The sequence below is a fragment of the Bacillus sp. BACIII genome (assembly GCF_057836745.1).
In genome coordinates this window covers 3,833,167-3,859,156 of sequence record NZ_CM174437.1, presented here as the reverse complement: position 1 = coordinate 3,859,156, position 25,990 = coordinate 3,833,167, and the positions used below count along the sequence as shown (strand labels likewise).

Genomic DNA, 25,990 nt, shown 5'->3' with positions numbered 1-25,990 from the left:
TTTATTGATTATATTTGCTGTGCATTTGTTTTCGGACCGAAGAGGATTAACAGAACGGAACATAGAAGCCAGCAGCCGCCGATGAACAAAAAGACACTGATGTATCCGAGTTTTACGGCAATAAATCCGACGAGCAGGGAACCGAATATGTTGGAAAAACGGCCGAGCCCGTAAGCCAGTCCGCTGCCCGCCGAACGATATTCCGTCGGATACGGCTCTGATGTGTATGCGTATAAATTTGAGGTGAAAACCCGTTCCGTGACGTTGACGACAAATCCAAACACAATAATCATCACGGGAATAAACGTCATGCCGTACAACAGTCCGGCAATGGCGGTCAGAAAAGCGCTTGCGGCCAGAATCCATTTCCTTTGGAACGTCTCGGATATCATGGAACCGAGCAACGCGCCAAGCGGGGCGCCGACAGAGTGAAGCACATTGTACCACAGCGTTTTTTCCATGGTGATGCCGTTGCTTTTCAGCAGGCTGGGAACCCATGAGGCAAAGCCGTAAAAGCCAAAGGTTTCAAGAATCCATACTGCAGACAGGATGATGGTGATCTTTAAATTCCTGCCCTGAAACAGCCCTAAGTAGCCGGCGTGCTTCACTGTATGTACTTCTGCTGCTTCTTTTGGCGCGGGAAGCGGACCTTTTTCTTTCTCTACGCGGGCTTCAAGCCGATTCATAATGGCGTCTGCCTGATCATATGCCCCCCGATTTTCGTGCCAGCGCGGCGATTCCTCAAGCCGGCGGATAAAAAAGAAATAAATGAGACCGGATGCGCCCCATACAAAAACGAGCCGCCATCCCCATGAGCCTAACGGAATGACAAAAGCGGATACGACGTTTGTCACGGGAACGCCGATTAAGCCGATCATGGCGCAAAAGGAAATGTATTTTCCCCGAACGGAGGATGGGAAGAATTCCGCCAAGTAGCTGTTAGTGACAATCATGGCGGCCGCGACGCCGAGACCTGTCAAAAACCTGAAAATCATTAAGGGAGGAATGTCCCATGCCAGCGCATTCAGAAAAGATGAGATCGAAAAGATAAGAACAAAACAATTCAGCGCTTTTTTCCTGCCGATCCGATCGGACAGCCTGCCGCCGAGCGAGGCGCCTAAAAACATGCCGAGGAAGGACGCAGCCGTGATGTCGGCAATGGTGGACAGCTTCACGCCCCAATGCTCAATCAGCGCAGGAGCCACGTTGCTGAGCGTAAACAGATCAGCGAGATCGAAAAAATAGATGATTCCGAGAGCGGTTAATACTTGATAGTGCACACGCGAAATAGGGAGACGGTCTAATCGGTTCGCTACATTTGAGAATGTCTGATGTTTCATAAAAAACCCCCTGACTTGGCAAAATGTAATCAGAAAATACTGTAAATTTATCTGACAAATACATTATAAAGGTCTTTTTATGGCAAAAACAGAGTGCAAATAACCAGAGACGAAGGAAACGGCATAGCGCTTTCTTCTTAAAAATATATAACATTTCCTATATCTGATTCTTTTTATATTGTAAAATGTTGAAGGAAAGGAAGTTGATGCATAAATATGAATATGTTTATAAGGCCCGCAGAAGGAAGAAATAGTGTGTGGAGATATCTCCTTTCTCTGTTGGTCATTGCGGGTTTGTTCTTTTTTGGAAGCATATTGACTGTGTTTTATATGTTTCTCACGTCCGAGTTCAATCCTTCATTGACGATAGATTGGGATGAAGCGGCATTAAGTGACCCGCTGGCGGATATTTATTTACAGCATATCGTCTATTTCATAGCCATCCCGGGCATTTGGATAGCGGTTCGTTTCATTATGAAACGGCGGTTTTTATCCATCATCACACCGAATCAGTCGCTGAACTGGAAGCGGATTTTCTTTGGATTCGGCACTTACTTTTTGTTGATGTTTATGGCGGGGCTGATTGATTTTTCAATCCATCCGGATCGCTTCTCGCTTCAGGAATTCCATGCTTCACGCTTTCTGCTGCTGTTAGCGGCTGCCGTCTTTTTGGTGCCGATTCAAACCTCCGCGGAGGAATTTCTCTTTCGGGGTTTTCTGCTTCAGTTCGCCGGAAAACTGACGGCAAATGCGGTGGTTTTGACTGTCATCGTCGGCGGATTATTCGGCGCACTTCATTTCGGAAATCCGGAGATGGAAAACGGGGCTCTCTGGGCGGGAATCGGATATGTCACCATCGGCATGATCTGGACCTTTATCACGATTAAAACAGGCAGTCTGGAGATGTCCTTGGGCGGTCACGCTGCCAATAATATGTTTTTATTTATCTTTCTCACAGAGGATCATTCGGTGTACAGCGGCATTCCGTCGCTATTTGCAACAGCTGCCGGCGGCTATGACATATATGATTGCATATCGACTCTGGTGATCAATATCATCTTCGCATGGCTCGCGTTCCGTTTTGTGAAAAAAGAAAAGCAGCAGGCCGCCTAGGCTCTGCTGCTGATTTGTAATGTGTTCATCGCTTCATCAATATCCGTCGTCGGCCTGCGGCATGTAAAATTTTCACAAATGTAAACCGTCGTTTTACCGTCAATCATTTGATAACCCGCAGCAAAATCAGAAATGCCTGCAAGCTCTGACGGATGTTCCGCAGTGAGAATCGTATAGGCGGGAGTGAAATGTTCCTGAAGCGCCTCAATGAAACGCTTTCTGTCCGGATCATCTTTGCTTCCGAACACAACGATTTCTTTTTGCGGCATTGTATACGCCAGTACGCTTTGCATGAAGAAAGCGTTGCTGCTCGGGTAGGCCTCGATTTCCCGTTTGAAAACAGAAAACATGGCTTCTGCTTTTTCGATCAGTGATCCATCACCCGTCAGGCGGCCGAGGCGAAGCAGCTGTACGGCAGCCGCGCTGTTTCCGGAAGGCACGGCTCCGTCATAAACTTCTTTTTCCCTGACAAGAAGAGTCTCGGCGTCATTCCCCGTAAAGAAGAAACCTCCGTGCCGTTCATCCCAGAACAGATCCAGCATGCTTGTACATAACGTTTTCGCTTTTTGCAGATAAGACGCATCAAAATCCGCTTCATACAGTTCAAGGTAAGCCCAGATGAGAAAAGCGTAATCATCGATAAATCCTTTGTTTTTCACTTCGCCCTCACGGTAGCGGACCATGACGCGCCCGTCCGGCATGAGGTGACGTTCGAGAAAGCGGATCGCTGTTTCCGCCATGCTGAGAAGGTCCGGCTCGTGAAATACCTTTGCGGCTTTTGCCAGCCCGGCAATCATGAGCGCGTTCCATGAGGTCAGCACTTTGTCATCTGTGTGCGGATAGCTTCTGTTTTCCCGCGCCTCCAGCAATTTTTTTCTTGCACCTTCAAGACGTTCGGTCAGCTCATGTCCGGTGAGGCCGGTCTCTTCGAGGATGGCTTCCCGCCGCGTGAAAATAAGGTTCGGGATGTTTTCTCCTTCGAAATTGCCTTGATCTGTGATGTTATATACTTTGCAATAAAGCGAGCCGAGTTCATCACCGAGAAGATCCATGATTTCTTTTTTTGACCATATGTAATATTTCCCCTCGCGGCCTTCGGTATCAGCGTCTAAGGCTGAGAAAAAGCTGCCGTCTTCATGTATCATTTCCCGCTGAATAAACGTCACGATCTGCATCGCAACCTGTCTGTAGCGCTCGTTGCCCGTGACTTGATAGGCTTCTGTATATGCGGTCAGGAGAAGGGCGTTGTCATACAGCATTTTCTCAAAGTGCGGCACGAGCCATTCATTATCAGTCGAGTAGCGGGCAAAGCCGAACCCGATGTGGTCAAAAATACCGCCGTTCGCCATGCTGTCGAGTGTCTTGGTTACGCCTGCCAATGCCTGTTCCTTACCCGTATAGCTGTAGTAGCGAAGCAGAAACATGAGCATATGCGGCATCGGAAACTTCGGAGCCTGGCCGAACCCGCCGTACACCGTGTCAAACCCGCCGGCCAGCTGGCGGTACGTGTCATGAACTGCCTGTTCGCCAAGCATGCCCTCAGCCGGGTGAACCTTGACTTCAAGATGAGCGGCGGCGTTTTCGGCAATATCCTCGACATGCTGCCGGTCATTCGCAAACGTTTCGGACAGATGTTCAAGCACATCGATAAAGCCCGGACGGTTAAATTTGCTCGTCTTCGGAAAATATGTCCCCGCATAAAACGGCTTCTGATCAGGTGTGATAAACACATTCAGCGGCCACCCGCCTTGCCCCGTCATCAGCTGGCAGATCCTCATATACACGGAATCGACATCAGGCCGCTCCTCACGATCAACCTTGATGGCTATAAATTTATCATTTAGAATACCGGCGATCTCTTCGTCCTCAAAGGACTCGTGAGCCATGACGTGACACCAGTGACAAGTTCGCTAAGCTACCCGTACCCAATAGATAAGAGAACAGGCTTATTCTCTCGTTTCGCTTTTTCAAATGCTTCGTCACACCACGGATACCAATTCACGGGGTTATAAGCATGTTGGAGTAAGTACGGTGACTTCTCAGTGATTAATCTATTGGGTACTTTTTTATTTGACATGGGATCACCTTCTTTCCTCTAAATAAAATGGTTACAATTAGATTATCCAAGTCTAAAAATTTAAACCATTTTAGCTCGATGTTTTTTTTATAAAATAGTCTCGCAATGATTTCTTCTTTAAAAACTCGGTTATTTTTATTTTGTGCTTAGGTAATAAATTCGATTTACCTTCCAATATTTTCAGTAGTTCAACTAGTCTTTTCACAGGGTTTGGGCTTATAAAATGCCATGCGTATGATGTGTTATTTTCAAGAGAATCTAGGAATATCTGTACTCCTTTTGTAGAAAGATTTGAAAACATAGCTTGATTATGTGAAGAGGCATTATTACTATATCCAAATGAGTTACCAGTAAAGCTAAATGTTATAGCTTTAACATAGGTATCCAATGACTCATCAGGTATATTATATCCTAACTCTTCTAATTCTCTGGAGGGTCTGACTTCGTTGTAGAAGTTATTCATTCCATGGTGAGCATCAATTAACTCTTGAGCTTTCTTAATAAATATATGCTTTCTTACGGCCGTAGGAATATATTTCATGCCTTTTACTTGTAATATAAAATCCATGGCATAAAGAGATTTGTCTACATTACTATCTAATTTTAAATGAACCAACTTTTGACCAATATCGCTCTTAATCTCTTCTCCAATCATGTCCCATACTATTCTCACTATCAATTTAAGGTTATCTCTATAATCGTTTGAAGTTAGGGGTTCAATGTATTCATTGAAAACTCGTCTTAAAAAGGATTCTACCACTTTGGGGGATTGATCTTTAACAGTCTCCCTAAAGTGTTCCACATCAAAACTTTCTGATTGTATGTATTTTATGAGATCGTTTATAGTTATCGCCGGGGAAGGTACATCTCTTTGTAAAACATATTTGACGCAGTTCTTTATTAAATTAATTGCTTCTATAGGATCAATGGGTGTGGTTGTATCATGGGCTGCTGTAAACTTATTTCTAATATTTAGACAGTGTATTAAAAAAATATGTGCTTCGTCATCAATTAAACCTAGTGCTTGACACGCATTAATAATAGTACTATCTTTTACATCTGCTAAATCTTCTCTAGTAGTAACCTTGATATTATATTCACTTGGAAAATGCTCTAAACCGTATATAGTTAATTTATCTTTAAGATCAGTTATTCCACGGTTCCAATACTCTAATACAGCATGATCATAATATCCAATAGTAAATAGATTTCTTGCTTTTTCCATGTATTGGCCTTTACATTCTTCTCTTATATTTTCTTCACAAGAAACAAGAATTTGATGCTGAGGAGTTATCGTAGTTTCAATAACCTCTCCCTTGGTTGAGATTATAATTTCCTGTTTTTCTTCAAACATATCGTCAGCTCCTCATGCTAGAAATCTAGATCAAATTCTTGTCTATTTAGCAATTTTAATGCTGCATCAAGCGCAGATAGAAGATTGAAAAATACCCATGGATAAAATATATTCTTTTCGTATTTAGTTTGCTGATTTGGGTTGTTATGTCGTAGGTTAAAGTTATTGAGCAAATTAAATAAATCAGATTCATCTTTTTTGGCAAGATGAAGTTTATTGCTTTCTCTAAGGTTTTCAAGTAATCCAGCAATTTCTAATATTGCGCTTTTTTTATCTGTGTCATCTGCATTGTAGTGGAAAAATTTTTTCGTTGCTCTTTTCACTATTTCTTCAGAATCTTTATCATCATCAAATTCATATTGAGAGTCTATCAAGTTTTCTAGACCATTATCGATTAATTCTCTAATATAACCTTCCTGAGTAAGTTCGAAACCTTGACCATAATTGTTGAGAATAAAGTTCATTTCATCTCGATATTTTAATTGTCCGGGTGCTTGATCATACTTACTCTTTGGAATAATTGGCATTGAAACATAATCATAGAACAACTCTATTAAATCAAAAATGTCCTCCTCATTATAAGCATTATTTAAATCAATAGGAGCCAGTTCTCTTTTTCCTAATTGTTTATATAAGAAAAGTTCAAAGTTTCCAGCTATAATGCCTGGAATTCTTTTTCTTTCAGTATCTTGATAACCTAATAGTTCATCAAATAGGCCTTTCTGAATAAATTCATGGTAGGTTTGTATAAATAGCTCTACTAATTCTGATTCCGTATATCTTTTACGCTTCCAAAGATTATGTCTTTCTGAATAATATCTTTTTTTATTCATTTTTGTTCCGTCCTTTTTAGAGTTACAAAGCCTTTTCAGTTGATAGAAGATTCATTTGTTTAAATTTAACTTTAACGATAGACAAAGGGAGTTTAACAGCAGAGGCAATTTGAATAAGTGACTGATTATGATATGTTATTAATTCTTTAGATAAAATATAATCGGGCAAGAGTAATTCTGATGCGAAAATGTCAGCTTGGTATTCAAGTTTATTTTCTAAAATTAATGAACAGTTTTCCATTTGAAAAGTATTTAGGCACTTGTGCAAAAAATAGTGCCCTAGTTCATGAGCTACTATTATTTTCGGATAGACTGAGTTTTTGTTTACATGGATTAGGTACTTATCTTCCTTCTTATAGTATTGAAGGAAACCATTAATTCGGCCTAAGTTTCCATCTAAAATAATAATTTTAAGATCATCACAAATCTTATAAACATCATTTGTGCCATGGTCATGGATAACACTCTCAGCTTTGTGTTTTATGTTTTTAGAGGTATAAATAAGAATCACTCTTTCTTTTTCATAGCGTCTACATATTTAATACCATTAATTAAAGCTTGTTTAATTAATTTAGCTGTTTCCTCGTCAATGTCATCATCTTTCATGAAAAGCAAAGTTTCTTCGTTTTTAAGCTGCTCAATTGCTTCATTAACTGTTTGATCTAATTTAGACTTAGGTTTGTCTTTTTCTTCTCTGCCGACCAAAAAATCAGTGGATACATCATATAAGTCAGCGAGTTTTTTTAATGTCTCCGGATCGGGCGATCTATAATCCCGTTCATAATTAGATAATGTTTTCCCTGTTAGCCCAATTTTCTCAGCTGGTACGTCTTGATTTGAGTAACCGGATTTTTTTCGAGCCCATTTTAATCTTTGGCCTAATGTCATTTGTTATCATCCATTCCACAAAGAGTTGATTAGTTATTATAATATCAGCAATTGCTGACCCTTTCACAAGTTGGAACAAAAAGGCGAACTTTTGTCATTTGCTCTCCGAAACGGAGTGTATAAACTTAATCTGTAGCAGTCTTCATTTTGTTGTCTCGTCTATGCTTTTATGAAAAAATCTCCGAAATGTTCTGTTTTTTATTTACATCTCCGAATCGGAGTGTTATAATTAAATCAACATAAAGAGTTGATGATCTTTAAAAGGAAGGATGGTCAAATGAAAGGAGTATATACAGTGGATGATGTACAAGAAATTCTCAATGTGAAAAGAGCAAAAGCTTATGAGATCATTCGCGAATTAAATAAAGAATTAGAAGAAGAGGGCTATACAACTCTTAAGGGAAGAGTTATCAAGAGCAAATTTGAAAGTTCTTACCTTTATAAAAACATTCAAGAGATTGGGTGATTCATTTGGATTTGGAGCAAACAAATTCATTTATGAGGGATGCTGTACCATTAGCCAGACAGATGGAGGGTAATTGGTCGGCGAGAATGAAAATGGCGCTAAATCAAGTCATTATAAAACATCTTTTGAATAGGCCACTTTCACCGAATAACATTCAAGAGCTTCTTAAAAAAGGAGTTTCATATCGCCAGATTTGTAAAAATTACGGTATCGGCAGAAAAGACCTTTCTGCACTTCAACAAAAACGTATAGTGTGAAGTCATATACCACTATCGGTATTGTTGGAAAAATTGAAAGGGGGAATGCGATGAAAGTAAAAGTGAATGCAACGATTGTTATGGATATTGAAGCCTTAGAAGCTGACAAGAATTTCGAACATTTTGCTGATTATGCAATTTCTGAATCTTATGTAGTGGAAGCACCAACTTATGATTTAGCCAATGTGGAAGTGTCAAAACAGCTTAAAGGATGGCATTGGTGGTGCATATGGTCGGTTGAACCAACAGGCAAGAAAGATAAACGAGTGTTCGTCTTGTACAATGATGAATTGTACGAAAAATGCCATTAGAAAGGATTGTGCTCTTTGAAAATTACATACAGACAAAGAAAGCGCCTTGATGATTGCCATCAAGAACGCCCCCAATAAAAACTAGACACTTTTATTATAGGGCATTTTTGGTGAAAAGTCATGCGTGAGTATTTGAGTGATGAACAGCAATCACTTTAAATGCTGTAGCAGGCTAGAATAAGCGTGCGGCATGGCTGTAATCAGCCTGATGGCTATAAATAGCCTACTAGGTCGCCATGAGGGAATTTTCCGTTAGCGACTGACAAGCGCCACGATGGAGACAGTACCGGAGCGAATCTTTGAATATAAAATTGAAATTTAAATAACTGAATAAAAATAACGGAATGGAGATGTAAAAAAATGAACTTTAACTTTATTGTACCTGACGAAAAAATGACTTTTGGTGAGCTGAAATTCTTGGGGCTGAACCGTGAGCGTTATGCCTATGTGGATGGGAAAAGAACGGATACCCTTGAGTCACGTATTTATAATTTAGGTTCAAGTGTTCAAGGTGGGCAAATTGAGGTAACTGTACCGGCTTACGTTGAATTAAAGGAATATGGTTTCTTCCAAGATGTTGAATTGAAAAATCCTAAAATTTCAGCCGGAGCAAGAGCGAATGGAAATTTCGCAAACGTAAACTGGACAGTTGAGGTTGAGGATATTCTTATTAAAGGCGGTTCTTCTGTAAAACCTGCGGCGGCAACCAGTGGCAATGATAAAAAGTAATATGTTCTCTGTAAGCTACAGGGGATGTAGGATGCCCAAAAACTTTGTAAAACTAAAACAATGCGTTCAATAATTGTGCGAGTTGTTTTGTGGATTGTATTCTTTGTATTTTTCGCTTGGTATCGCAAGCCAGTGGGATGGTTGCCTTTTGATATTTTCATCACCGTTTTTGTGTCAATCTGCATATTTGCTATGTTTGGTGGTCAATTTCTAATTATCGACATAATAGACTTGTGGAGTGAGAAAAGGGATAAATCCAAACGTTAGGAGTGTTGCTTCATCTCTAGGCTCAAGACAATGCTTTGGAAGTATAGGGGGGTTCGAATCCGGCCTAGAATGAGAAACAATATAATAATGACAGGTGCAATCATATTTGTGCCTGTTTTTTTGTTATCTATGTTTTTCTTCTGGGAAGATCATTTGCTCCACTTGGATGTTATGGAAACCGTAAAGCATTTTGAATGGAATGTCCCATTGCTTATTAAAAGTGTGCTGTGCTCTCTTTTAGCCGCGGCGGGTTCTGTCATCCTAGCTTATTTTCTGTTTAATGATGCGTATAAAAAGCTATATCATAGGCAAAAGATTGCGAGGATGATCTTTTCGAATAAGTTTTATGAAAAGGAAAGCGTTCAGGTGAAAAAGCTGTTTTCGAATGATACGGCTGCTAAAGAAAAAATCACTTACTTTCCAAGAATGTATTATCAAGTCAAAAACAATCACATTTATATCCGTATAGCTATGGACATGAGCCGTTTTCAGAATCGCTTCCTAGACTTGGGAAAGGATTTGGAAAACGGCTTATTTTGTGACCTAGTGGATAAGGAAATGGAAGAGGGTTTTGTCTGCTTCAAACTGCTTTATGATGTGAAGAAAAATCGAATTTCAATAGATGACGCAGTGGCGAAAGATGGCGTTTTGCCGTTGATGAAACATGTGTCATGGGAGTTTGACAAGTTGCCGCATATGCTGATCTCCGGCGGTACAGGCGGAGGGAAAACATATTTCATGTTGACAGTCATAAAAGCGAGTGTTGATCTTGGGGCAGATGTGAAAATCTTAGATCCGAAAAATGCTGATTTAGCTGACTTGGAAGAGATACTTCCGAAAAGAGTTTACTCAAAAAAGAGTGGCATCCTTATGTGTTTGAGAAAGTCGGTTGATGGCATGATGGAGCGAATGGATGAAATGAAGAAAATGCCGAATTACAAAACTGGTGTGAACTATGCCTATTTAGGATTGAAGCCTGTCTTTATCTTCTTTGATGAGTATGTAGCATTTATGGATTTGCTGGATATGAAAGAAAGAAATGAAGCTTTATCCTACATGAAACAATTGGTCATGATGGGTCGGCAAGCTGGTTATTTTCTTGTTTTAGGGGCACAGCGACCGGATGCAAAATATCTAGCCGACGGGATACGAGATCAATTTAATTTTCGTGTTGCGCTTGGCAAGATGTCTGATACTGGTTATGGGATGATGTTCGGAGACGTCGATAAAACATTTATGGTGAAAGATGTGAAAGGTCGAGGATACGCCTATGTAGGAACAGGTTCAATATTAGAGTTTTACAGTCCGATTGTACCGAAGGGGTATGATTTCATGTCATCTATTAAAAAATCGCTGGTTGGAGTCGAGGGAGCGCAGGCGACGGCAGTCGCCAGCGGCAGCGTAAGCGACCAGACGGCCAGCGGTGAGCGAAGGAGCGAAGCGAGTGAGTGAACTACAAAAACCCCCCCACGCTAACAGGGGGGTAGTAATGTTAAAAGAAGAAAAAGAGAATGTTGAAAATCCTTTAGTATCAATGGTTGATTACATTCGTGTGACTTTCAAAACTCATGATGTTGACCACATTATCGAGAATATTCTTCACTTGAACAAAGATTTCATGACAGAAAAGCCGAACGGCTTTTACGGATATGTCGGAACGTTTGAACTGGATTTCATCAAGGTTTTTTACTCTTCGCCCGGAGATAATAGAGGTATTCTGGTCGAGTTATCGGGTCAAGGCTGTCGACAATTTGAGTCGTTCTTAGATTGCCGGAAGAAAACATGGTTTGATTTCTTTCAAGACTGTATACAGAATGGCGGTTCATTTACTCGCCTTGATCTGGCAATTGACGATAAAAAAACATACTTTTCAATCCCGGAATTGTTGAAAAAAGCCCAAAAGGGCGAATGTATTTCACGATTTAGAAAATCAGATTATAACGGTTCTTTTGATCTCTCGGATGGTCAAATGGGTGGAACAACAATATACTTTGGTTCAAAAAAATCAGAAGCTTATCTATGTTTCTATGAAAAAAATCATGAACAGGCTGAAAAATACAATATTCCGTTAGAGGATTTAGGTGACTGGAATCGCTATGAAATTCGTTTGAAGAACGAACGAGCACAAGTAGCCATTAAAGAACTGATTAAACGACAGGATTTGACATATATCGCATTGCAGATTATTAACAACTATGTGAAATTCGTTGATCCGAACGAAAGAGAACGCCGATACTGGGAAACAAGTGATTTTTGGCAAGCTTTTATAGGTGATGTAGGGAAACTGCAACTTTACATGAAGCCGCAAAGAGACTTTTACCAAAAAACAAGGAACTGGTTGAAAAACTCATGTTCCCCCACCATGAAAATGGTGCTGGAAGCTGACCAACACTTGGGACGCAATGATCTTTCGGACATGATTATGGAAGCTGAGCTGTCAGACAAACAAGAAAAGATGCTGGATGTGTTTCTTGCTGAAGTGGCGGACATGGTCGTTTAGCGTTTTAAATAGACTGCTATCGCTCTTAAACACAGGTGATGCGATTAAACGTATGTGTCAACGGTACCGGAACGAAGTGAGGATAAGGAGTTGACATATTCAGCGCCACTAAAACCCTCTTGGCATTGAACAAACAACCGTTTGTTCCTGCCTACCGGCGAGGGAGTCCCCCGATGATTCGGGGGAATAGGGGGATAGATTATTAGCGATCCAACGGGCTTCCGTTGGTGGGGTTGGGCAAAGCCCAAGAAAGGAGAAGTTTTTGAATGGCGATTGGATCTATTGATTTTGCTACTTCTACTGGAGGAAAATATGCTGACCCAATGAGGGTTTTTCTAATTGTGCTTGATGAACATGTTTTTATTCTGAATGCCTGTTCTTTGGAGGACGTTAACAATTTCTTAAAAAAGGAGTTCCCCCAAAATATTGAAAAGCCATTTGCAATTATGGAGTTAACCAATTATCAGCTTAAAATATTGGATAAACCTTATATCGAGAAACTCGTTGATGATTGTAGAGAACTTTTTAATACTCGCTTTTCTAAGAGAACGTTAAGGGAGGAATAAATATGAATGGCGTTAATCTCCTTAATCCAGCTTTGCTGGAAAGGGAATTAGAGTCAATTGGTCATTTGGATTTGTTTGATGAAATTGTTGAACAAATGAAAGAAGTCGCTCCTCATGAAGAATCATTTATTGTTCAGGTGACTGCTGAGGTGAATGGTTTTTACCAGAAGGTATATGCAGTGTTTTCGATTGTCGAGGAAGATGAATTAGAAGAGCAGCACGAAAAAGATGTTCAATTTGAAGTTATTGGCTATTCCAAACCAGTTGCGCAGTAAAGTGAAGGGATGTGTTCTTTCGTGATCGTTCATCATCTAAAGATACTTCCGGAAGAGTTTGAAGCTATTTCTAAAGGGGCTACAGAGGTTACAGTCAGCGAAAATATTTATAAGGCTAAAGATGTTTTGTGCCTTCATGAATGGAAGGGCGAGTGTACGAAGCGAGTCATAGAAGTGCTTGTTTTGGATAGGCGTCAGTCTTTGACTCCTGGTCTTATAGTGTTAAGGGTCGAAAAAATTAAGGAAGGAGAAAATAATAGCGTCTTATTCAAATAATTCATGCATGGGGAGGAATAAAGGTGAATAATGTCAATCTTCTCAATCGGGCGGCTTTGGAAAGTGCATTGGAGGCAATTGGATGTGTGCATGATACTGAAAGTATAGTAGAGAAAATGCAGGACTACGTCATTTATTACACAAGAGAAGCTGAACGATTTTTAGTTGAAATCTTAACCGTTGTGGAGAATTACACAAGGAAGCTTTTTGTAATGTTCAACATCTTAGAAGATGAAGATGGTGAAACAGAAGAAAAAAACGTGGAATTTGAAAGTGCTCACTTGGATAAGGGGTGAGTAGTTTTTCTACTGTTAACGATCAATTCGAGGGTATCGGTTATTCGGAATGAGGAGGACTTTATGAATTATAAAATTGTTAATGAGTCTACTCTTATAGATACATTGGAGCGACACCTAAATGGTCATCTGTTAGATGATGTTTTAGAAAGGCTGAGTGATGAAATTTCAACTAACTATGAACAGATGATTATTGTTCATGTTCGTAAGGATGATGGCGGCGAAATGGTGGCGAATTTGTACTTTCATTTTCGAGTCATGGAAGAATATGAGGATGAAAGTGAGAATGGTGAGGTTTTTGTGGAATTTGTTATGTATGACCCGCATGTTATTAGAAAAGATTATGAAGCAACCTACTTAAAGAATGGAGGACGATGATAGAAGGAGTGGTTATGTGTCTGCTGTTGACGATCAATTCAGGAGCTTGGGGTTTAACGTAGGCATCCCGTCGTTGGTTTTTGTAAGGAGTCTAAGCAGAGATTGTATGTTGGTTGTGGAAGGTCAAAGGGTCAAAGGTTTTTCTGAGTACAGATACACCTTTTATAAAACGAGGTATCTACCGGATGGACGAATGACAAGTGTAAAAGTGTATATAGAGAATCAAGCCATAAAAAGGGTGTTACTTCGTGTAGCATCCTTTTTATCTTTCCTAGAGAGTACAAGGCAAATAGAAAGCGAGGTTTTAAGATGAGGGAAGTCTTGAAAAGTATTAATGGTAAGCCTGTAAAGTTCCTTGTGGGAGATGTAAATGAGCCGAATTATGAAAAAATCGCTCGTTCTATATTAAGACTATCCCGAAAAATAAAACAGCCTGAAAGTGAGAAAGGCACAGCTTAAAGGGGTGAAAAGATGCTTCAAAAGGAAAATGAAAACGAGAAAAAAGAAGAATCATTTTTTAAGGCTGCTATCCAAAAAATAAAACAAGTCCGTCGGCCTGAGAAAACAAATATAAAAGTGCCGCGAGATCGTACCCGATTGGTCGCAGGGACGTTGTGGACGTGTGTAGGAGCGTTACTTCTCTTTTGTCTCATGTCTGTTTTGTTGTCTGTTAACACTCGATCTGCTGTGAATGATATAAGGAATCAATCCAGTAAGCCTGCTGAAAGCGAAAAACAGAAAATGTCTACAACGGCGGCTGAAAATTTTCTGTCAGGCTTCATCAATGAATATATCAACGTGAAAAATGATCAAGATGCCATTGACGAACGAAAAAAGAATCTTGAGAGTTACATGGTGAAGCAGACACAAACGAGCTTTGAAGAAGGCGAACGCTTCGATATGGATGGCTTTAAGGGTGATCGTCAGCTAAATGATTACAGCTTGTATAACGTGAAAGAAGGTGATAAAGGGAAGCTTTTTCAGTACAAAGTGACATATACGAATCTCTTTCTGGTAGAAAAAGAAGTTGAGAAAAAAGTAAAGGATGGGAAAAAGGAAAAGAAAGTGAAGGAGAAAGTTACAGAAAATGAAAAAGCTGAAAAACAAGTGCTATTAAATATTCCTGTAGTCAATAAAGGCGATGCGTTCGCTGTCTCTGCTGTCCCGTACTTCACTGAGATATACGACTTAAAGGGCAGTGTATCAGCTTCTGAGAAGGAAGAAACGAGGGACGAATACGCAGGAGATAAAAAAGAAGCGATTGAGTCATTTCTTACTTCTTTCTTTGAAAAGTATGCTTCTGAAAAAGAAGAGGAAATGGTGTATATGATGAAAAAGCCGGAAGCGCTCCAAGGTAGTCTTGCATTCGGTGAAGTGAAAAACGCTAAAATCTTCGGGACGAAAAAAGGTTTCGAGGTTATTTGTGCTGTCCAATTTAAAGAAAAAGAAAATGAGATACCTGTCAATGAAAGCTTTACGCTCGAATTAACAGAAAAAAGCGGTCAATTTTATGTGAATGAATTAAAACACAATTAGAAAGGGGAAAACAAGATGGATTTATTCAATCATTTGGTTATGGGAGCTGGCCTTCCTACTCTTGGAGGGGTTAAAGGCTGGGTTTTGGACATTGTCTCGCAGTTTATTGTGATTGTTGTTATCGGTATGGCTGCTAAACACTTCACGAGAATGAAAATGGGCGGAATTGTGGCGGTTTGTGTTGTCGGAAGTGCTGTTACATGGACTATTCATCACTGGTCGCAGTTCTCCGGCTGGGTTGACGCACTCATGAACAAATTGTAAGGAGTGATGATGTGGGGCGTCTAGTTTTTAATTATCGGAAGGCAATGCGGGAGCCAAAAAAAATTCAACAGCTTACCGAAAAATTTTCATTACCGTTTGCTATTGAGTTGATACCTGCAATCAACTACTTTATTTTTGTGGCTCTGTGCTTCGGTTTATGGTATGGCGTGAGGATAATCTTTCCTCACGCTTTTGAAAATACATTCTTTATCGTGATTTTTGGCACTCCGTTATTTTTAACCATACTTGTAACGAAAGTTAAACCGGAAGGAAAAAACATCTATCTGTATTTCTTTGACTTTGCGAAATACTATTTTCTGATTAAGCTTCCCGAAAAGAAATTTTGTAATGACCGCAAGGTCGATTTGAATAATGAAAAGCAAATTGAGTTCCGAAAATTAGTAGAGGTGGTGGGAAAATCGAATGAAATTAAATACACCGATGAAAGCCATATACAACAACCTGTTGTTGACAAGAACGGGAGACGTTTGGGCGTATTACCGCATAAAAAGCAGTTCCATCCCAATGCAGAATAAAGAAGAAGTCGAGAGTTATAAGCAAAAATGGAAACATTTATTTGAAGAAATTACATCATATGATGACTTTCATTTAATGATGTATCCAAGTGAATATGAACTAGAAAAACGATTTGAGGATTTAGAATCTGATCTTGCTAAAGATGCTTTGGATGTGGCTCGTTATTATAATGAAGAAACGGTAAGACTGTTAGAACAACGTTTAGGACGGCTTACCAAGTATGATTATATCTTTGGCATCAAATTGAAAAACAGTCTTGTTAACATCAGCGTTGAAATGAAAGACAATGTACTATCATTGTTCAATACTGCCACTAATACAGTCGTCAAAATGTTGGGGTGGGAACAAAATGTTCCGACCTCTTTTTTTTATAAGTATGAAGAGGTGGAAGAAACATTAGCCAATGTGATGGCATCCATTTGGGGCGAACGGCTGACGGAGCAGGAAATGACGTATATGAATCGCTATCACTTTGTGCGTGGTTTAAACCACACAATCGAAGAAGAAAGCGAGATTAGAAACGTTCGATCAATCACGAACACGCTCATTGACCCTACACACCCTTCGGTATTATATCTCCATAGTGATCAAGATGAGGGCTTCACTTCTTTTGTTGTCGTTGATGAATTTTTGCACAACATGTCTGAAAGTGATTTGTTTTATGAAGCGCAGGCTCTTCCGTTTCCAGTAGAAGTACAGATCAAGGCACAGACAGAATCGAAGTCTATCACTAAACCAGCCTTAAATATTAAGAAACAACAATTGAAAGAGGAACAGCGTGAACAGCATAGCACAGGTGACCGCAGTGACGTTTCAACTGTGACCAGTGCGACGATGGTGCGGCATCTGCAAGATGAAATAAAAAAAGAAGAAGTGTACTTGATGAACTGGCTGGCCGTCATCGTGGTTCATGGCAAAGATAAAAAGGACTGTACCCAAAAGGCTACGATTGTTAAGCGTCATTTAAAAGGGGCAGGCATCACATGCAGGCTTCCTGTGGCGGATCAATTGAAACTTTTTTATAAGATGCTGCCCGGCGAAAAGTTAGATATGACGGATAAAAACTGGATTCAAAAAACAACACAAGACGGGCTGGCTGAGGGTTTGTTTGCTGTTAACTCTGATATTGGTTCGAAAATAGGGTTCTTTATCGGTTGGGTTGATCGCTTCTTAAAGCACACTGATTTGGAAAATGCCATTTTATCAAGTCGTGATTTTGTCTTGTTTCACCCATTCTTAGCAAATCAGCAGTTAAAAGGGTCGAAGACACGCTCCCCTCATTGTCTGATTTCAGGAGACACAGGGAACGGAAAGTCTTACCTCGCAAAGTTGATTTTCAACTATATCAGCCTGCTGAACATTAAGGCGCTTTATATTGATCCGAAAAAAGAAATGCGGAAATGGATTCGCAAGGTTTTAAATGATGAAACCATCCGAGAAAACTTCCCTTTATATATCGCCCATTTAGAGAAATATAATTACATCACATTAGATCATGAAGATGAAAAGAACTGGGGAGCACTTGATCCTATTTCCTTCCTCCCTCCTATGAAAGCAAAAGAGCTAGTTCAAGTCATTTTTGAACAAGTTTATGATTTCAAAGGAAAGGATGATATAAACACAGCTTTCCTTCGTGCTACATCAGATGTAATCGAGGCAAAACAAAAAGGAAATCAGGTCGGCTCACTCCACATTATTCGAAAGATGCAGAACCACCCTGAAAAAGCTGTACAAAAAGCTGGTGACTACTTGAATGAAGTTGTGTCAGATTCCATTTTGAAACTATGTATTCATGATGGTTCGAATCCTGCATTGTCACTTGAAGAGCGAATCACCATTTTAGAAGTTGAAAATATGGATTTGCCTGATTATTCTGAGCGAATTGAAAACTACACCATAACACAATTAAAGTCTAGTGCCGTCATGTTTGCACTCGGTAAATTTTGCGAATTGTTCGGAATGAATCCAGATGAACAGACTGTTGAATTTATAGATGAAGCATGGATATTTACAACGTCACAACAAGGGAAAAAAGTCGAACGACAAATGCGGCGTATTGGTCGCTCTTATAATAACGCTGAGTATTTTATCTCACAGTCTACAAAAGACGCTTTGAAAGAAGAGGATAACGGAAATTTTGGTGTTGCTTTCGCTTTTGATGAACCGAACGAACGTGAAGACGTGTTGAAATGGATGAACATGGAGGTCACAAAAGAGAATCTAAAAATGATGGAATCTATGTTCCAGGGGCAATGTCTCTTTAAAGATTATTATGGCCGTACTGCCAAAATATCAATTGAATGCCTGTTTGAAGAATGGGAAGGTGCATTGAAAACAGTTGAGAAAAAAGCTGTCGCATACGCCGAGGAAAAATATTTATAAAGGGGATGGAAAAATGGAGGTTGCGCTCTTAAATTCTTTGGTTCTGACCAGCCCGGGCTGTTATAAGGCTGACAAAATCACGATACAGGAAGTTCATGATGTACTAGGGTGTTACGGTTGGCGCTATAAAAGTTTTATCGGGCATAGGTCAACGGCTCTATTTATGCAAGCGCTGCTAGGAATTAGAGTGGAGCATAATCGAAAAATATTCAGGCACATGAGGTATCAAAAAGCAATTTGTTTTAAACTGTATGATCGTTTTCCTGAATGGAAGGTGCTGACCGAAAGGGATTTAGCGAACGCAAATTATCAGTTTTATTTACTGACAAGGCTGGATTAGGAGGGACGACATGAAAAAGAAAAAAATTCTTATAGTGTCAGCTGTCATTTTGCTGTTTCTCACCATCATAACAGCAGTATCCACCATTGCGGCGGATGGAGATACAACTACACAGCCCAAAATCGAAAAGTCAGGGGGCGTTGAACTAGAGTCGAAACGATTTCCGATTTCTCGCTATCAAGCGAATAATGAAGCATCTGATGAAATGCTCAAAGGTCCATTTGTAGGGATGACAAATGTGACGTTTTCTTTTGCAGGGAATATCGTTCGTGTGGTCGATGCTGGTATGGATATCATGTATAACCTTAAGCCGATAGATAAATTTGCAGACAGCATCACGAATGTATCAAAAACGGTATATAAGTCGCTGAAAAAGAATTTTGGGGAAGCACTTTTTATCTTTGTGGGTGGTTATATTGTGTACCTTTTCTTTGTAAGAGGAAGCGCAAAGGATGCTATGAGGCGTAGCATTCTTTTTATTGTTGTATTAGTCATTGGGGGCTTATGGGTAGCAAACTCAGGCTATTACATGAAGGGATTGAATGCTCTTTCTGTTGAGCTACAGGGGAAGCTGTTGAAAGCAGGAAACGGGTTGATTGGAATAGTAGAAAATGAGGGCATTTATGCTGATGCTTCAAAAATAGAGAAAGGTAAGGAAATGGAAGGTACGGTTGCTGTAATGCGTAATGTGTATTTTGACATTGCCTTAAAAAAACCGTACCTGATTGTAAACTATGATCAAACAAGTGCGGCTAAAATTAATGAGAAAGGAGACAGCAAAGAAGAGTTGAGTCGTGTTGATAAGCTGTTGTCCTATAAATTGTCTGATGAAGGACAAAAAGAAAAGAAAAAATATATAAAGGATACTGAAATAGATAAGTATAGTAATGACACAATGACTTCGGGGAATGTGTTTAATCAGTTGGGGGAATCGTTTATAGCTGTTGTTTCAGCAATAGCAATTGGAATCCCTTTTCTTGCTTTGGCGTTTCTTAGTTTCTTATTACAGATTATCGCTTTAGCGATTGTATTTTTTATTCCGTTCGCTTTTATTATTGCTTATGTCCCGCAACTTGCTATGTCAGGTTTTGTTGCTTTAGGACGTTTGCTAAGCATTTATCTTCTAAAAGCAATGTTGAGCATTTTAATACTGTTTGTATATGTCCTCTGTTTCATGGTTGATACACTCATCCCTCCTAGCGGTTTTGGGATGTATCTGTTAAATACGGTTGTATTGGCGGCTGTAATGTGGATTGCAATTAAGAAGAGAGATTCGATTGTTCAATTTGTGACTGCTGGAAAAGTTGTATCTGTCGATAATAACATGGTAGACAACATGAGAAAGGAATATGTACAGCCTTCTTGGGAAGCCGCAAAAAAAGGTGCAGGCAGATTATCGGGGACAATTGGACAAATTGGAAAGGTGTTTGGCAATAGAAAAGGAAAAGGCGGATACGAAGATCAAGAATCGCCATCTTCTGAGGGAGCGAGTGCAGGCGGAAACAGTCCGGGCATGGTGACTGGATTCAACAAGGGCGCTATTTCGAGGACGCCGCAACAAAATGAAAAAGCATCTGTAGCTCCGCCTTCTGATCAAGAGAGAAAGGCACTTGAAAGAAAGCCGCAAAATATGAGGAAAGAACAGCCTAGATTAACGCCGAGTGAATTACAGAAAAAACAACAGCTTAACTCTTCTACAAGAGACTGGCGGCGAGAAGGTGTTAAAGCTCCTATGATGGATGATGTTTTGAAAGAAGAACAGGAAGGCGCTTATAAACGTGCACCAATGCTTCAAGAGAAGATGGATGAAAAAGACCGGTCTGACCAAAGGGAATTTGTCGAGAATTATAATGCTGCTTCTTCTGAGACGAACGAACCTCTTAATCAGCAGGAAGGAGAAAATATAAAAAGAGCTCCTCTTCATCATGAAACGATTGCGGAAGAAGAACGAACAGATCAACAACAATTTAGTGAAAGAGAGCACCGGGCAAAAGGTTATGGCCATCAGATAGCCCAAGTGCAACGGGAGAACGTTTCTCCGGCTTATCAAGAGGGTCACAAGGAAACACAACATACTCTGTATTCAACTGTTAAGCAGGAAAATAAACAGCCGAATCAACCAATTATAAGACCATCTGAGACACCTTCAAAAGTTCGAACAGATGGTTTTTCTGTGGAGAAAAAACAATCTGTTTCTTCTAGCAGTGAAAGCCGATTCGTAAATCGTGAAGTTCCGAAAAAGATCACCGAAAAGCCTATGGCGTTGAAGCGTAACAGTCCAAAAATCGTGAATAAAGTGGAAACTCTTCCCCTGCAAGATATTGTTGGTCGCTCATCAGCAAAAGGCATAGATAGATTAAGAGAGGATGAAAGGACATGACAGTTTTAAGTAAGCCGAAGCCGAAAACATACCTTTGGATATTCATATGTTCAACCCCTGTCATCCTCTTCTTTCTTTTGGCGGTGGCTGCTGTCATGTTGATTTCGGGAGAGCATGACATCGGAAACGATGAAATCGGGGGCGGAGATGGGGAATTTGAAACGGTCGGCATTGCCCCGGAGGTTGAACGTTTCCGATTTGCGTTTGAAAGATACGCTCGTCAAGAGGGCGTATATGATCAAGTAAATGTGATTATGGCGCTCACCATGCAGGAAAGTGGTGGGCGTTCTTTAGATATTATGCAAAGTTCTGAAAGTATAGGATTGCCACCAAATACCATTACAGACCCGGAATATTCTATTGAAGTCGGTATCAAACATTTTAAAAAAGTGTTTAAGGAAGCTGGAGGGGACGTCCGGCTGGCTTTACAATCGTATAACTTTGGCTCTGGTTTTATCGGATATGTAAAAGAGCATGGCGGCAAATACACGAAAAAACTAGCATTAGACTTCAGCCGACTTCAAGCCATTAAGATGGGTTGGAGAAGCTACGGTGATCCGAACTATGTTGATCATGTGATGCGCTATCTCAAAGGCTCTAATAAGGATGTGAAGCCTGTTGACGGCGCAATAGATGGCTATGAAAACATTATGAAAGAAGCTCTAAAATATGAAGGACAGCCGTATGTGTGGGGCGGCTCAAACCCGAAAAGTGGATTCGACTGTTCAGGACTTGTTCAATGGTCTTATGCGAAGGCTGGCATTACTCTTCCGAGAACAGCGCAGGAACAGCATGGAGCAACGAAAAAGATCAGTGAAAAACAGGCTGTGCCGGGTGACCTTGTGTTCTTTGGCGGCACATATGAAGGAAAGGCAATTACTCATGTCGGCATTTATGTTGGTGAAGGTCGGATGTTTAATTCAAATGACAGCGGTATTCAGTATTCTGATCTAAAATCCGGCTACTGGCGCAGTCATCTAGTTTCATTTGGGAGAATAAAATTTTAAGGAGTGGGAGTATGAAAACACATATTTCATGGATTTGTGTTTGTTTCTTTGTAGGTTTGGTGACAGCGTATTGGTTTCATGGGGCACAGCATTCTAAGATCGACCAACTCAATAAGAAAAATGATGTGTTAATAGAGAAAAACAAAGAATTGAGTCAGATTCAGTATGAGGGCAGCGCAAAAAAGAACAAGGAATTTTTTGAAGCGTTTCTGAATTACAGTGATATTGATAAGCGATACGATGCGGTAAAAAAATACACCACAGAAAAAGGCTTTGATTATGCCTTCCCTTCCCGATCTGACAAAAAGCATTCTATCAGTGTACAAAGCAAGTTACGCTCACTGGAAAGCTATTCAAAGCCGATTGATGATTCGACTGAATTGTTTTTGAACATTGTGGAGGTATCAACTACTGCAAATTCAGTAACCAGTCAGCAAGTGCTGATTGTCCAAACGAAAATGAAGAAGGAAAAAAACAAGTGGCTGGTTGATGATGTACAGGTGAAAGGAAATGGATGAAAAGTGGAAAAACACTTATATTTTGAGTATAATTAATATTGAAAAAGGAGGGTGTGCGTATTTTGAAGAACCTTTTTATTTTCCTTAATATATTCGCCGTACTTCTACTGAGTGCGTGCGGCGGTAGTAAATATGATAATGCAATTAATGAAGTGATTAAGCAGGAGAAGAAAGCCAGACAAGAAATGAGAGCTGATTCAGATGAGTATAAGAGAAATAACGCCGTAATTCGAGTATATGATAATGGAAAGTATATTCAGCTTGCATTTTATCAGCCGAAAGATAAATCACGAAAGCTTACTACTTATTCATATTATGAAAAGCTTGGAGATTCTTATGAAGCAATGTCAGACATGCCCGGGACTGAGGGACGGGACCGTTTAGGATTGTATAAGAAAACACCGGATTATGAAGAAGTTAAAGGTAAGGAAACAAAAACTAAGGAGTAGACTATATGTCTGCTCTTTTTACGGGTAGAATGGATACAAAAAAAAGGAAAGGCAGGGAATACATGACATATCGTATTGTGGGCGAGCTGGAAGGGACGGAAATTACGTTCACGAGCACACACCCAGACAGAGAGAAACGAGAGGAGATATTCGAGACGATCGAGGAAGCGGAGGATGCTTTGAATACCTTGAAAATGTCTCTGCCTGATGGAACAAAATTGACGATTGAACCTGCGATGAGGGTTCTTTTTTTATTTTAAGCAGTGATCAAACCCTTTCAGTACTCAAACAAACTCGTTTGTTCATGAAAAAGCCATTTACAATTTGGTATATAAATGTAAAAATAGTTTTGTATGTAAAAAAATATAGGGAGTGTGATTTTGCATGAAAAGGTTTCTAGGTGGTTTCGCTTTCATGCTGGTCTTTGCGCTGGCAATCACCACTGTTTCGACTAGTGTTTCTGCAACATCCGCAAACAAAGAAGTAACACCTGAGTCAGTTTTAGAGTCATATCTTCAAGCTGTTAAGGAACAAGATGTAGAAAAGATCATGAGCTATGTTATTGATGAAAGAGATATAACAGTTACTGAATATAAAGAGATGATGAGTTATGAGAAATTAAATAACTATGAGGTAGTAAAATCAAAAGCTTTAAGTGATGATACTTATTATTTCGTGGTCAACTCTTCTTATGAAGGAGGATTAGTAAAGGATGTTCCTCTGGAAGTTAAGAAGGTCGGCACTGAATGGAAAGTGAACATTAACACTGAGACCCTAAACAGCGATGATAATAAAACATTGCAGCAAGGTAGCGATCAATACTATGAGAATGCTTTTTCTAAATTACAAAATCAAGATCAAGTGATGAAACCGAAGGATGTCTTGATGTGGTGGGATTTTGAGAAAAGGCAAGGTGGTAAAACTTTTTACTCTAACACAAAATTTAGTGTTCCGGGTAAAAATAAATATGTAATTCTCGGCATTGATTCGCAGTTGAGTACACAACCTAACAATACAGGTATCAAATATGCTGTTGTAAGAAAAGGCATAATGGGAGATACGGTGTGGGGTACGAAGTATGTTAAAGGACATTTTACGGGCGAGAATAAGAGGATTAAGTTAAATGGGAACAGCATGACATTTAAAGGGGCAAACTTGCGTTTTCTTCCTAATTATCCTGGTATCTATTCTGGCCTTGGCGGACTAGATTGGTAAGGATATTTTGAGCAGACTTTAATGTCTGCTCTTTTTTTGTACCTAAAATCTGTCAAGAAACAAAAGACTTACAATAACCGCAATAAAGACGAAAAGAATAATTTCTTCAATAGACAATTCGTACCTTTTTACATTTTAACTTTGTCAAGAAATGTTCAATCTGCCATAATACAATTAATGTAAATTTTCAAAAATCTTTATGGGAGTGGGGGAATTTGCTTGCAACAAGTTTTCTTGAACAAAGGTAAAATTCCATATGAAATTGTTACAAAAAAATTAAATGACTGGTATACAGCGATAAAAAATAATCTTGATATGGAGGCAGTCAGGTTAAAAAATGAAGTTGAAGAATTAATGGGGCGGATGGAGAAGAATCCAGATGTGATTTTATATCATCAGCTATTAGATTTCCGACATGAAATGATGATTAGCTACCTTCAATCTAAAAACGAACAAGAGTTAAAAAATGCGTATGAAGCACTCCAAGAACATCAAGGCCAGATTAAAGGGATGTTGGATTATTACTTCTTTTTCTTTATGGGAATGTACGATTTCAAAAGAAAGGAATTGGTTTCTGCTATAAGCTCTTATAGAAGAGCTGAACAGTCACTAAATTATGTTGATGATGAGATCGAACATGCGGAGTTCTATTATAAAATGGCTGAGATTTATTACTATATGAAACAAACATATTTTTCATTGAATTATGTTAAGAGAGCTATGCGTATTTATGGAAAGTATAAAAATTATGAAGATCGAATATTAAGGTGTAAATATATAACTGCCGGAAACTTGATTGATTCTTTAGATTATAATGGGGCGTTAGAAATATTTAAAGAGACGCTAGAAATATCGAGGAAGATAAATAGACAGCTTCATGTATATACTTCCATGTTGAATATGGGGATTGTTTATAATCAGATAGGAGATTTTCAGAGGGCTTATGAGTGTTTGATTGACGCCTACAATTACTTTGAAAAAGAAAATCATGCGTGTATTGAGAAGACCCTTTTTAATTTGGCTCATGTTCAAGCGAGAAGGGGCGATTTAAAGTCTGCTGGGTATTTTTATGAAAAGGGATATTCTGTTGCTGAAGAGAGGGATAATTCAGAATATAAAGCGAAATTTGACCTGTTGAAAGCAATTTACCTGACTGATGGGTGTTATAATCTAATTGATAATTCATTTTGTTTCTTTAGTACACATAAGATGTATGGTGACATTGAGGAATTTGGGTTTGAAGTTGCGGAAGTATTCAGAAAAAAGGGGGATGCGGAAAGGTCATCGAAGTACTACAGGCAAGTGATTTTAGCCAAAAATGAAATCCAAAAAGGAGAGATGATTAGTGAAACGCAAGTTGATAGCCTTGTCACTAGTAGTAATGTTGGGATTGAGTATAGCGGGAGTAAATAAAGTTGGAGAAGTTTCAAATGCTA

30 protein-coding genes and 2 pseudogenes are annotated in these 25,990 nt (G+C 39.5%); 26 read left to right on the top strand and 6 right to left on the bottom strand.

Translation table 11 applies throughout. The features are described 5' to 3' along the window. Positions 1-8 precede the first annotated feature (8 nt). Complete coding sequence (locus ACXN9U_RS19090) at positions 9-1,340, bottom strand: MFS transporter (RefSeq protein WP_489202041.1); 1,332 nt, start codon at positions 1,338-1,340, stop codon at positions 9-11. A gap of 216 nt (positions 1,341-1,556) precedes the next feature. On the opposite strand from ACXN9U_RS19090, the gene ACXN9U_RS19085 reads away from it, so the two are divergent. Beyond that, entirely contained in the window at positions 1,557-2,453 is an 897-nt protein-coding gene (locus tag ACXN9U_RS19085; RefSeq protein WP_060963805.1) for a CPBP family intramembrane glutamic endopeptidase, read from the top strand. Here ACXN9U_RS19085 and ACXN9U_RS19080 read toward each other — a convergent pair. From ACXN9U_RS19080 to ACXN9U_RS19060, 5 genes and pseudogenes are all read right to left on the bottom strand, one after another. Then, positions 2,450-4,530, bottom strand: a pseudogene (locus tag ACXN9U_RS19080) (thioredoxin domain-containing protein). The gene ACXN9U_RS19085 and the pseudogene ACXN9U_RS19080 overlap by 4 nt on opposite strands. 70 nt (positions 4,531-4,600) lie before the next feature. Further along, entirely contained in the window at positions 4,601-5,884 is a 1,284-nt protein-coding gene (locus tag ACXN9U_RS19075) for a hypothetical protein (RefSeq protein WP_061861746.1), read from the bottom strand. Between the two features lie 17 nt (positions 5,885-5,901). Beyond that, positions 5,902-6,717, bottom strand: coding sequence for a hypothetical protein (locus ACXN9U_RS19070; protein WP_489202040.1), 816 nt, complete (start codon positions 6,715-6,717; stop codon positions 5,902-5,904). Between the two features lie 22 nt (positions 6,718-6,739). Then, complete coding sequence (locus tag ACXN9U_RS19065) at positions 6,740-7,228, bottom strand: ImmA/IrrE family metallo-endopeptidase (RefSeq protein ID WP_061861744.1); 489 nt, start codon at positions 7,226-7,228, stop codon at positions 6,740-6,742. Beyond that, positions 7,225-7,605, bottom strand: a complete 381-nt coding sequence (locus ACXN9U_RS19060; protein ID WP_061574055.1) for a helix-turn-helix domain-containing protein — start codon at positions 7,603-7,605, stop codon at positions 7,225-7,227. The genes ACXN9U_RS19065 and ACXN9U_RS19060 overlap by 4 nt, the downstream gene beginning before the upstream one ends. A 295-nt stretch (positions 7,606-7,900) precedes the next feature. Here ACXN9U_RS19060 and ACXN9U_RS19055 point away from each other — a divergent pair, with 295 nt between their 5' ends. The 25 genes and pseudogenes from ACXN9U_RS19055 to ACXN9U_RS18935 all read left to right on the top strand — a co-directional run bounded on the left by ACXN9U_RS19055 (position 7,901) and on the right by ACXN9U_RS18935 (position 25,967). Then, positions 7,901-8,071, top strand: a complete 171-nt coding sequence (locus ACXN9U_RS19055; RefSeq protein ID WP_317615233.1) for an ICEBs1 excisionase — start codon at positions 7,901-7,903, stop codon at positions 8,069-8,071. A gap of 32 nt (positions 8,072-8,103) precedes the next feature. Then, complete coding sequence (locus tag ACXN9U_RS19050) at positions 8,104-8,328, top strand: hypothetical protein (protein WP_489202512.1); 225 nt, start codon at positions 8,104-8,106, stop codon at positions 8,326-8,328. 50 nt (positions 8,329-8,378) lie between these two features. Next, a complete protein-coding gene (locus tag ACXN9U_RS19045) occupies positions 8,379-8,639 on the top strand; it encodes a hypothetical protein (RefSeq protein WP_045206657.1) in 261 nt (86 codons plus the stop codon). Between the two features lie 205 nt (positions 8,640-8,844). Then, a pseudogene (locus tag ACXN9U_RS19040) lies at positions 8,845-8,936 on the top strand (hypothetical protein); the annotation flags it as partial. A 63-nt stretch (positions 8,937-8,999) separates the two neighbouring features. Further along, positions 9,000-9,368, top strand: a complete 369-nt coding sequence (locus ACXN9U_RS19035; protein WP_039062652.1) for a YdcP family protein — start codon at positions 9,000-9,002, stop codon at positions 9,366-9,368. Between the two features lie 297 nt (positions 9,369-9,665). Further along, positions 9,666-11,087, top strand: coding sequence for a DNA translocase FtsK (locus ACXN9U_RS19030; RefSeq protein WP_206584286.1), 1,422 nt, complete (start codon positions 9,666-9,668; stop codon positions 11,085-11,087). After that, positions 11,080-12,135: a replication initiation factor domain-containing protein gene (locus ACXN9U_RS19025; RefSeq protein WP_489202039.1), complete on the top strand. Its 1,056-nt coding sequence runs from the start codon at positions 11,080-11,082 to the stop codon at positions 12,133-12,135. Before ACXN9U_RS19030 ends, ACXN9U_RS19025 begins: the two co-directional genes overlap by 8 nt. Before the next feature lie 266 nt (positions 12,136-12,401). Further along, a complete protein-coding gene (locus tag ACXN9U_RS19020; protein WP_159353830.1) occupies positions 12,402-12,701 on the top strand; it encodes a hypothetical protein in 300 nt (99 codons plus the stop codon). 2 nt (positions 12,702-12,703) lie between these two features. Continuing rightward, positions 12,704-12,976: a hypothetical protein gene (locus tag ACXN9U_RS19015; RefSeq protein WP_224988897.1), complete on the top strand. Its 273-nt coding sequence runs from the start codon at positions 12,704-12,706 to the stop codon at positions 12,974-12,976. A gap of 21 nt (positions 12,977-12,997) precedes the next feature. Beyond that, positions 12,998-13,252, top strand: coding sequence for a DUF3850 domain-containing protein (locus tag ACXN9U_RS19010; protein WP_061861735.1), 255 nt, complete (start codon positions 12,998-13,000; stop codon positions 13,250-13,252). Between the two features lie 23 nt (positions 13,253-13,275). Beyond that, positions 13,276-13,548 carry a hypothetical protein gene (locus tag ACXN9U_RS19005; RefSeq protein WP_064107267.1) on the top strand — a complete coding sequence of 91 codons (273 nt, stop codon included), beginning with the start codon at positions 13,276-13,278 and terminating at the stop codon, positions 13,546-13,548. A 63-nt stretch (positions 13,549-13,611) separates the two neighbouring features. Further along, positions 13,612-13,926 (top strand): hypothetical protein, encoded by a 315-nt coding sequence (locus ACXN9U_RS19000; RefSeq protein ID WP_101562736.1) that lies wholly within the window; start codon positions 13,612-13,614, stop codon positions 13,924-13,926. Between the two features lie 16 nt (positions 13,927-13,942). Beyond that, on the top strand, positions 13,943-14,239 hold the full coding sequence (locus ACXN9U_RS18995; RefSeq protein WP_077391998.1) for a hypothetical protein: 297 nt from the start codon (positions 13,943-13,945) through the stop codon (positions 14,237-14,239). 158 nt (positions 14,240-14,397) lie between these two features. Then, the gene (locus tag ACXN9U_RS18990) at positions 14,398-15,462 is read left to right on the top strand and encodes a conjugal transfer protein (RefSeq protein ID WP_489202038.1); all 1,065 of its coding nucleotides are present in this window, start codon (positions 14,398-14,400) and stop codon (positions 15,460-15,462) included. A 15-nt stretch (positions 15,463-15,477) separates the two neighbouring features. Continuing rightward, positions 15,478-15,726, top strand: a complete 249-nt coding sequence (locus tag ACXN9U_RS18985) for a hypothetical protein (RefSeq protein WP_172869049.1) — start codon at positions 15,478-15,480, stop codon at positions 15,724-15,726. A gap of 11 nt (positions 15,727-15,737) precedes the next feature. Beyond that, complete coding sequence (locus ACXN9U_RS18980) at positions 15,738-16,262, top strand: conjugal transfer protein (protein ID WP_172869047.1); 525 nt, start codon at positions 15,738-15,740, stop codon at positions 16,260-16,262. Beyond that, positions 16,150-18,645, top strand: a complete 2,496-nt coding sequence (locus tag ACXN9U_RS18975; protein ID WP_489202037.1) for an ATP-binding protein — start codon at positions 16,150-16,152, stop codon at positions 18,643-18,645. Before ACXN9U_RS18980 ends, ACXN9U_RS18975 begins: the two co-directional genes overlap by 113 nt. 13 nt (positions 18,646-18,658) lie before the next feature. Continuing rightward, positions 18,659-18,985 carry a YddF family protein gene (locus ACXN9U_RS18970; protein ID WP_061861729.1) on the top strand — a complete coding sequence of 109 codons (327 nt, stop codon included), beginning with the start codon at positions 18,659-18,661 and terminating at the stop codon, positions 18,983-18,985. A gap of 10 nt (positions 18,986-18,995) precedes the next feature. Further along, positions 18,996-21,365: a CD3337/EF1877 family mobilome membrane protein gene (locus tag ACXN9U_RS18965; RefSeq protein WP_489202036.1), complete on the top strand. Its 2,370-nt coding sequence runs from the start codon at positions 18,996-18,998 to the stop codon at positions 21,363-21,365. Continuing rightward, complete coding sequence (locus ACXN9U_RS18960; protein WP_489202035.1) at positions 21,362-22,372, top strand: bifunctional lytic transglycosylase/C40 family peptidase; 1,011 nt, start codon at positions 21,362-21,364, stop codon at positions 22,370-22,372. Before ACXN9U_RS18965 ends, ACXN9U_RS18960 begins: the two co-directional genes overlap by 4 nt. An 11-nt stretch (positions 22,373-22,383) precedes the next feature. Next, the gene (locus ACXN9U_RS18955) at positions 22,384-22,890 is read left to right on the top strand and encodes a hypothetical protein (RefSeq protein WP_125778503.1); all 507 of its coding nucleotides are present in this window, start codon (positions 22,384-22,386) and stop codon (positions 22,888-22,890) included. 62 nt (positions 22,891-22,952) lie between these two features. Beyond that, entirely contained in the window at positions 22,953-23,339 is a 387-nt protein-coding gene (locus ACXN9U_RS18950; RefSeq protein WP_489202034.1) for a cystatin-like fold lipoprotein, read from the top strand. 62 nt (positions 23,340-23,401) lie between these two features. Further along, the gene (locus ACXN9U_RS18945; protein WP_489202033.1) at positions 23,402-23,599 is read left to right on the top strand and encodes a hypothetical protein; all 198 of its coding nucleotides are present in this window, start codon (positions 23,402-23,404) and stop codon (positions 23,597-23,599) included. A 154-nt stretch (positions 23,600-23,753) separates the two neighbouring features. Beyond that, on the top strand, positions 23,754-24,554 hold the full coding sequence (locus ACXN9U_RS18940; RefSeq protein WP_489202032.1) for a hypothetical protein: 801 nt from the start codon (positions 23,754-23,756) through the stop codon (positions 24,552-24,554). Positions 24,555-24,773: 219 nt separating this feature from the next. Further along, positions 24,774-25,967: a Rap family tetratricopeptide repeat protein gene (locus ACXN9U_RS18935; protein ID WP_101605343.1), complete on the top strand. Its 1,194-nt coding sequence runs from the start codon at positions 24,774-24,776 to the stop codon at positions 25,965-25,967. The last annotated feature ends 23 nt before the right edge of the window (positions 25,968-25,990 follow it).

Coding starts and splice junctions, on each gene's coding strand:
- ACXN9U_RS18955 (WP_125778503.1), top strand. CDS start 22,384: ATGAAAACACATATTTCATGGATTTGTGTTTGTTTCTTTGTAGGTTTG.
- ACXN9U_RS19085 (WP_060963805.1), top strand. CDS start 1,557: ATGAATATGTTTATAAGGCCCGCAGAAGGAAGAAATAGTGTGTGGAGA.
- ACXN9U_RS18960 (WP_489202035.1), top strand. CDS start 21,362: ATGACAGTTTTAAGTAAGCCGAAGCCGAAAACATACCTTTGGATATTC.
- ACXN9U_RS19035 (WP_039062652.1), top strand. CDS start 9,000: ATGAACTTTAACTTTATTGTACCTGACGAAAAAATGACTTTTGGTGAG.
- ACXN9U_RS19000 (WP_101562736.1), top strand. CDS start 13,612: ATGAATTATAAAATTGTTAATGAGTCTACTCTTATAGATACATTGGAG.
- ACXN9U_RS18985 (WP_172869049.1), top strand. CDS start 15,478: ATGGATTTATTCAATCATTTGGTTATGGGAGCTGGCCTTCCTACTCTT.
- ACXN9U_RS18975 (WP_489202037.1), top strand. CDS start 16,150: ATGAAATTAAATACACCGATGAAAGCCATATACAACAACCTGTTGTTG.
- ACXN9U_RS19030 (WP_206584286.1), top strand. CDS start 9,666: ATGCTTTGGAAGTATAGGGGGGTTCGAATCCGGCCTAGAATGAGAAAC.
- ACXN9U_RS19075 (WP_061861746.1), bottom strand. CDS start 5,884: ATGTTTGAAGAAAAACAGGAAATTATAATCTCAACCAAGGGAGAGGTT.
- ACXN9U_RS19060 (WP_061574055.1), bottom strand. CDS start 7,605: ATGACATTAGGCCAAAGATTAAAATGGGCTCGAAAAAAATCCGGTTAC.
- ACXN9U_RS18940 (WP_489202032.1), top strand. CDS start 23,754: ATGCTGGTCTTTGCGCTGGCAATCACCACTGTTTCGACTAGTGTTTCT.
- ACXN9U_RS19045 (WP_045206657.1), top strand. CDS start 8,379: ATGAAAGTAAAAGTGAATGCAACGATTGTTATGGATATTGAAGCCTTA.
- ACXN9U_RS19070 (WP_489202040.1), bottom strand. CDS start 6,717: ATGAATAAAAAAAGATATTATTCAGAAAGACATAATCTTTGGAAGCGT.
- ACXN9U_RS19020 (WP_159353830.1), top strand. CDS start 12,402: ATGGCGATTGGATCTATTGATTTTGCTACTTCTACTGGAGGAAAATAT.
- ACXN9U_RS19015 (WP_224988897.1), top strand. CDS start 12,704: ATGAATGGCGTTAATCTCCTTAATCCAGCTTTGCTGGAAAGGGAATTA.
- ACXN9U_RS19050 (WP_489202512.1), top strand. CDS start 8,104: ATGAGGGATGCTGTACCATTAGCCAGACAGATGGAGGGTAATTGGTCG.
- ACXN9U_RS18965 (WP_489202036.1), top strand. CDS start 18,996: ATGAAAAAGAAAAAAATTCTTATAGTGTCAGCTGTCATTTTGCTGTTT.
- ACXN9U_RS18990 (WP_489202038.1), top strand. CDS start 14,398: ATGCTTCAAAAGGAAAATGAAAACGAGAAAAAAGAAGAATCATTTTTT.
- ACXN9U_RS19090 (WP_489202041.1), bottom strand. CDS start 1,340: ATGAAACATCAGACATTCTCAAATGTAGCGAACCGATTAGACCGTCTC.
- ACXN9U_RS18970 (WP_061861729.1), top strand. CDS start 18,659: ATGGAGGTTGCGCTCTTAAATTCTTTGGTTCTGACCAGCCCGGGCTGT.
- ACXN9U_RS18945 (WP_489202033.1), top strand. CDS start 23,402: ATGACATATCGTATTGTGGGCGAGCTGGAAGGGACGGAAATTACGTTC.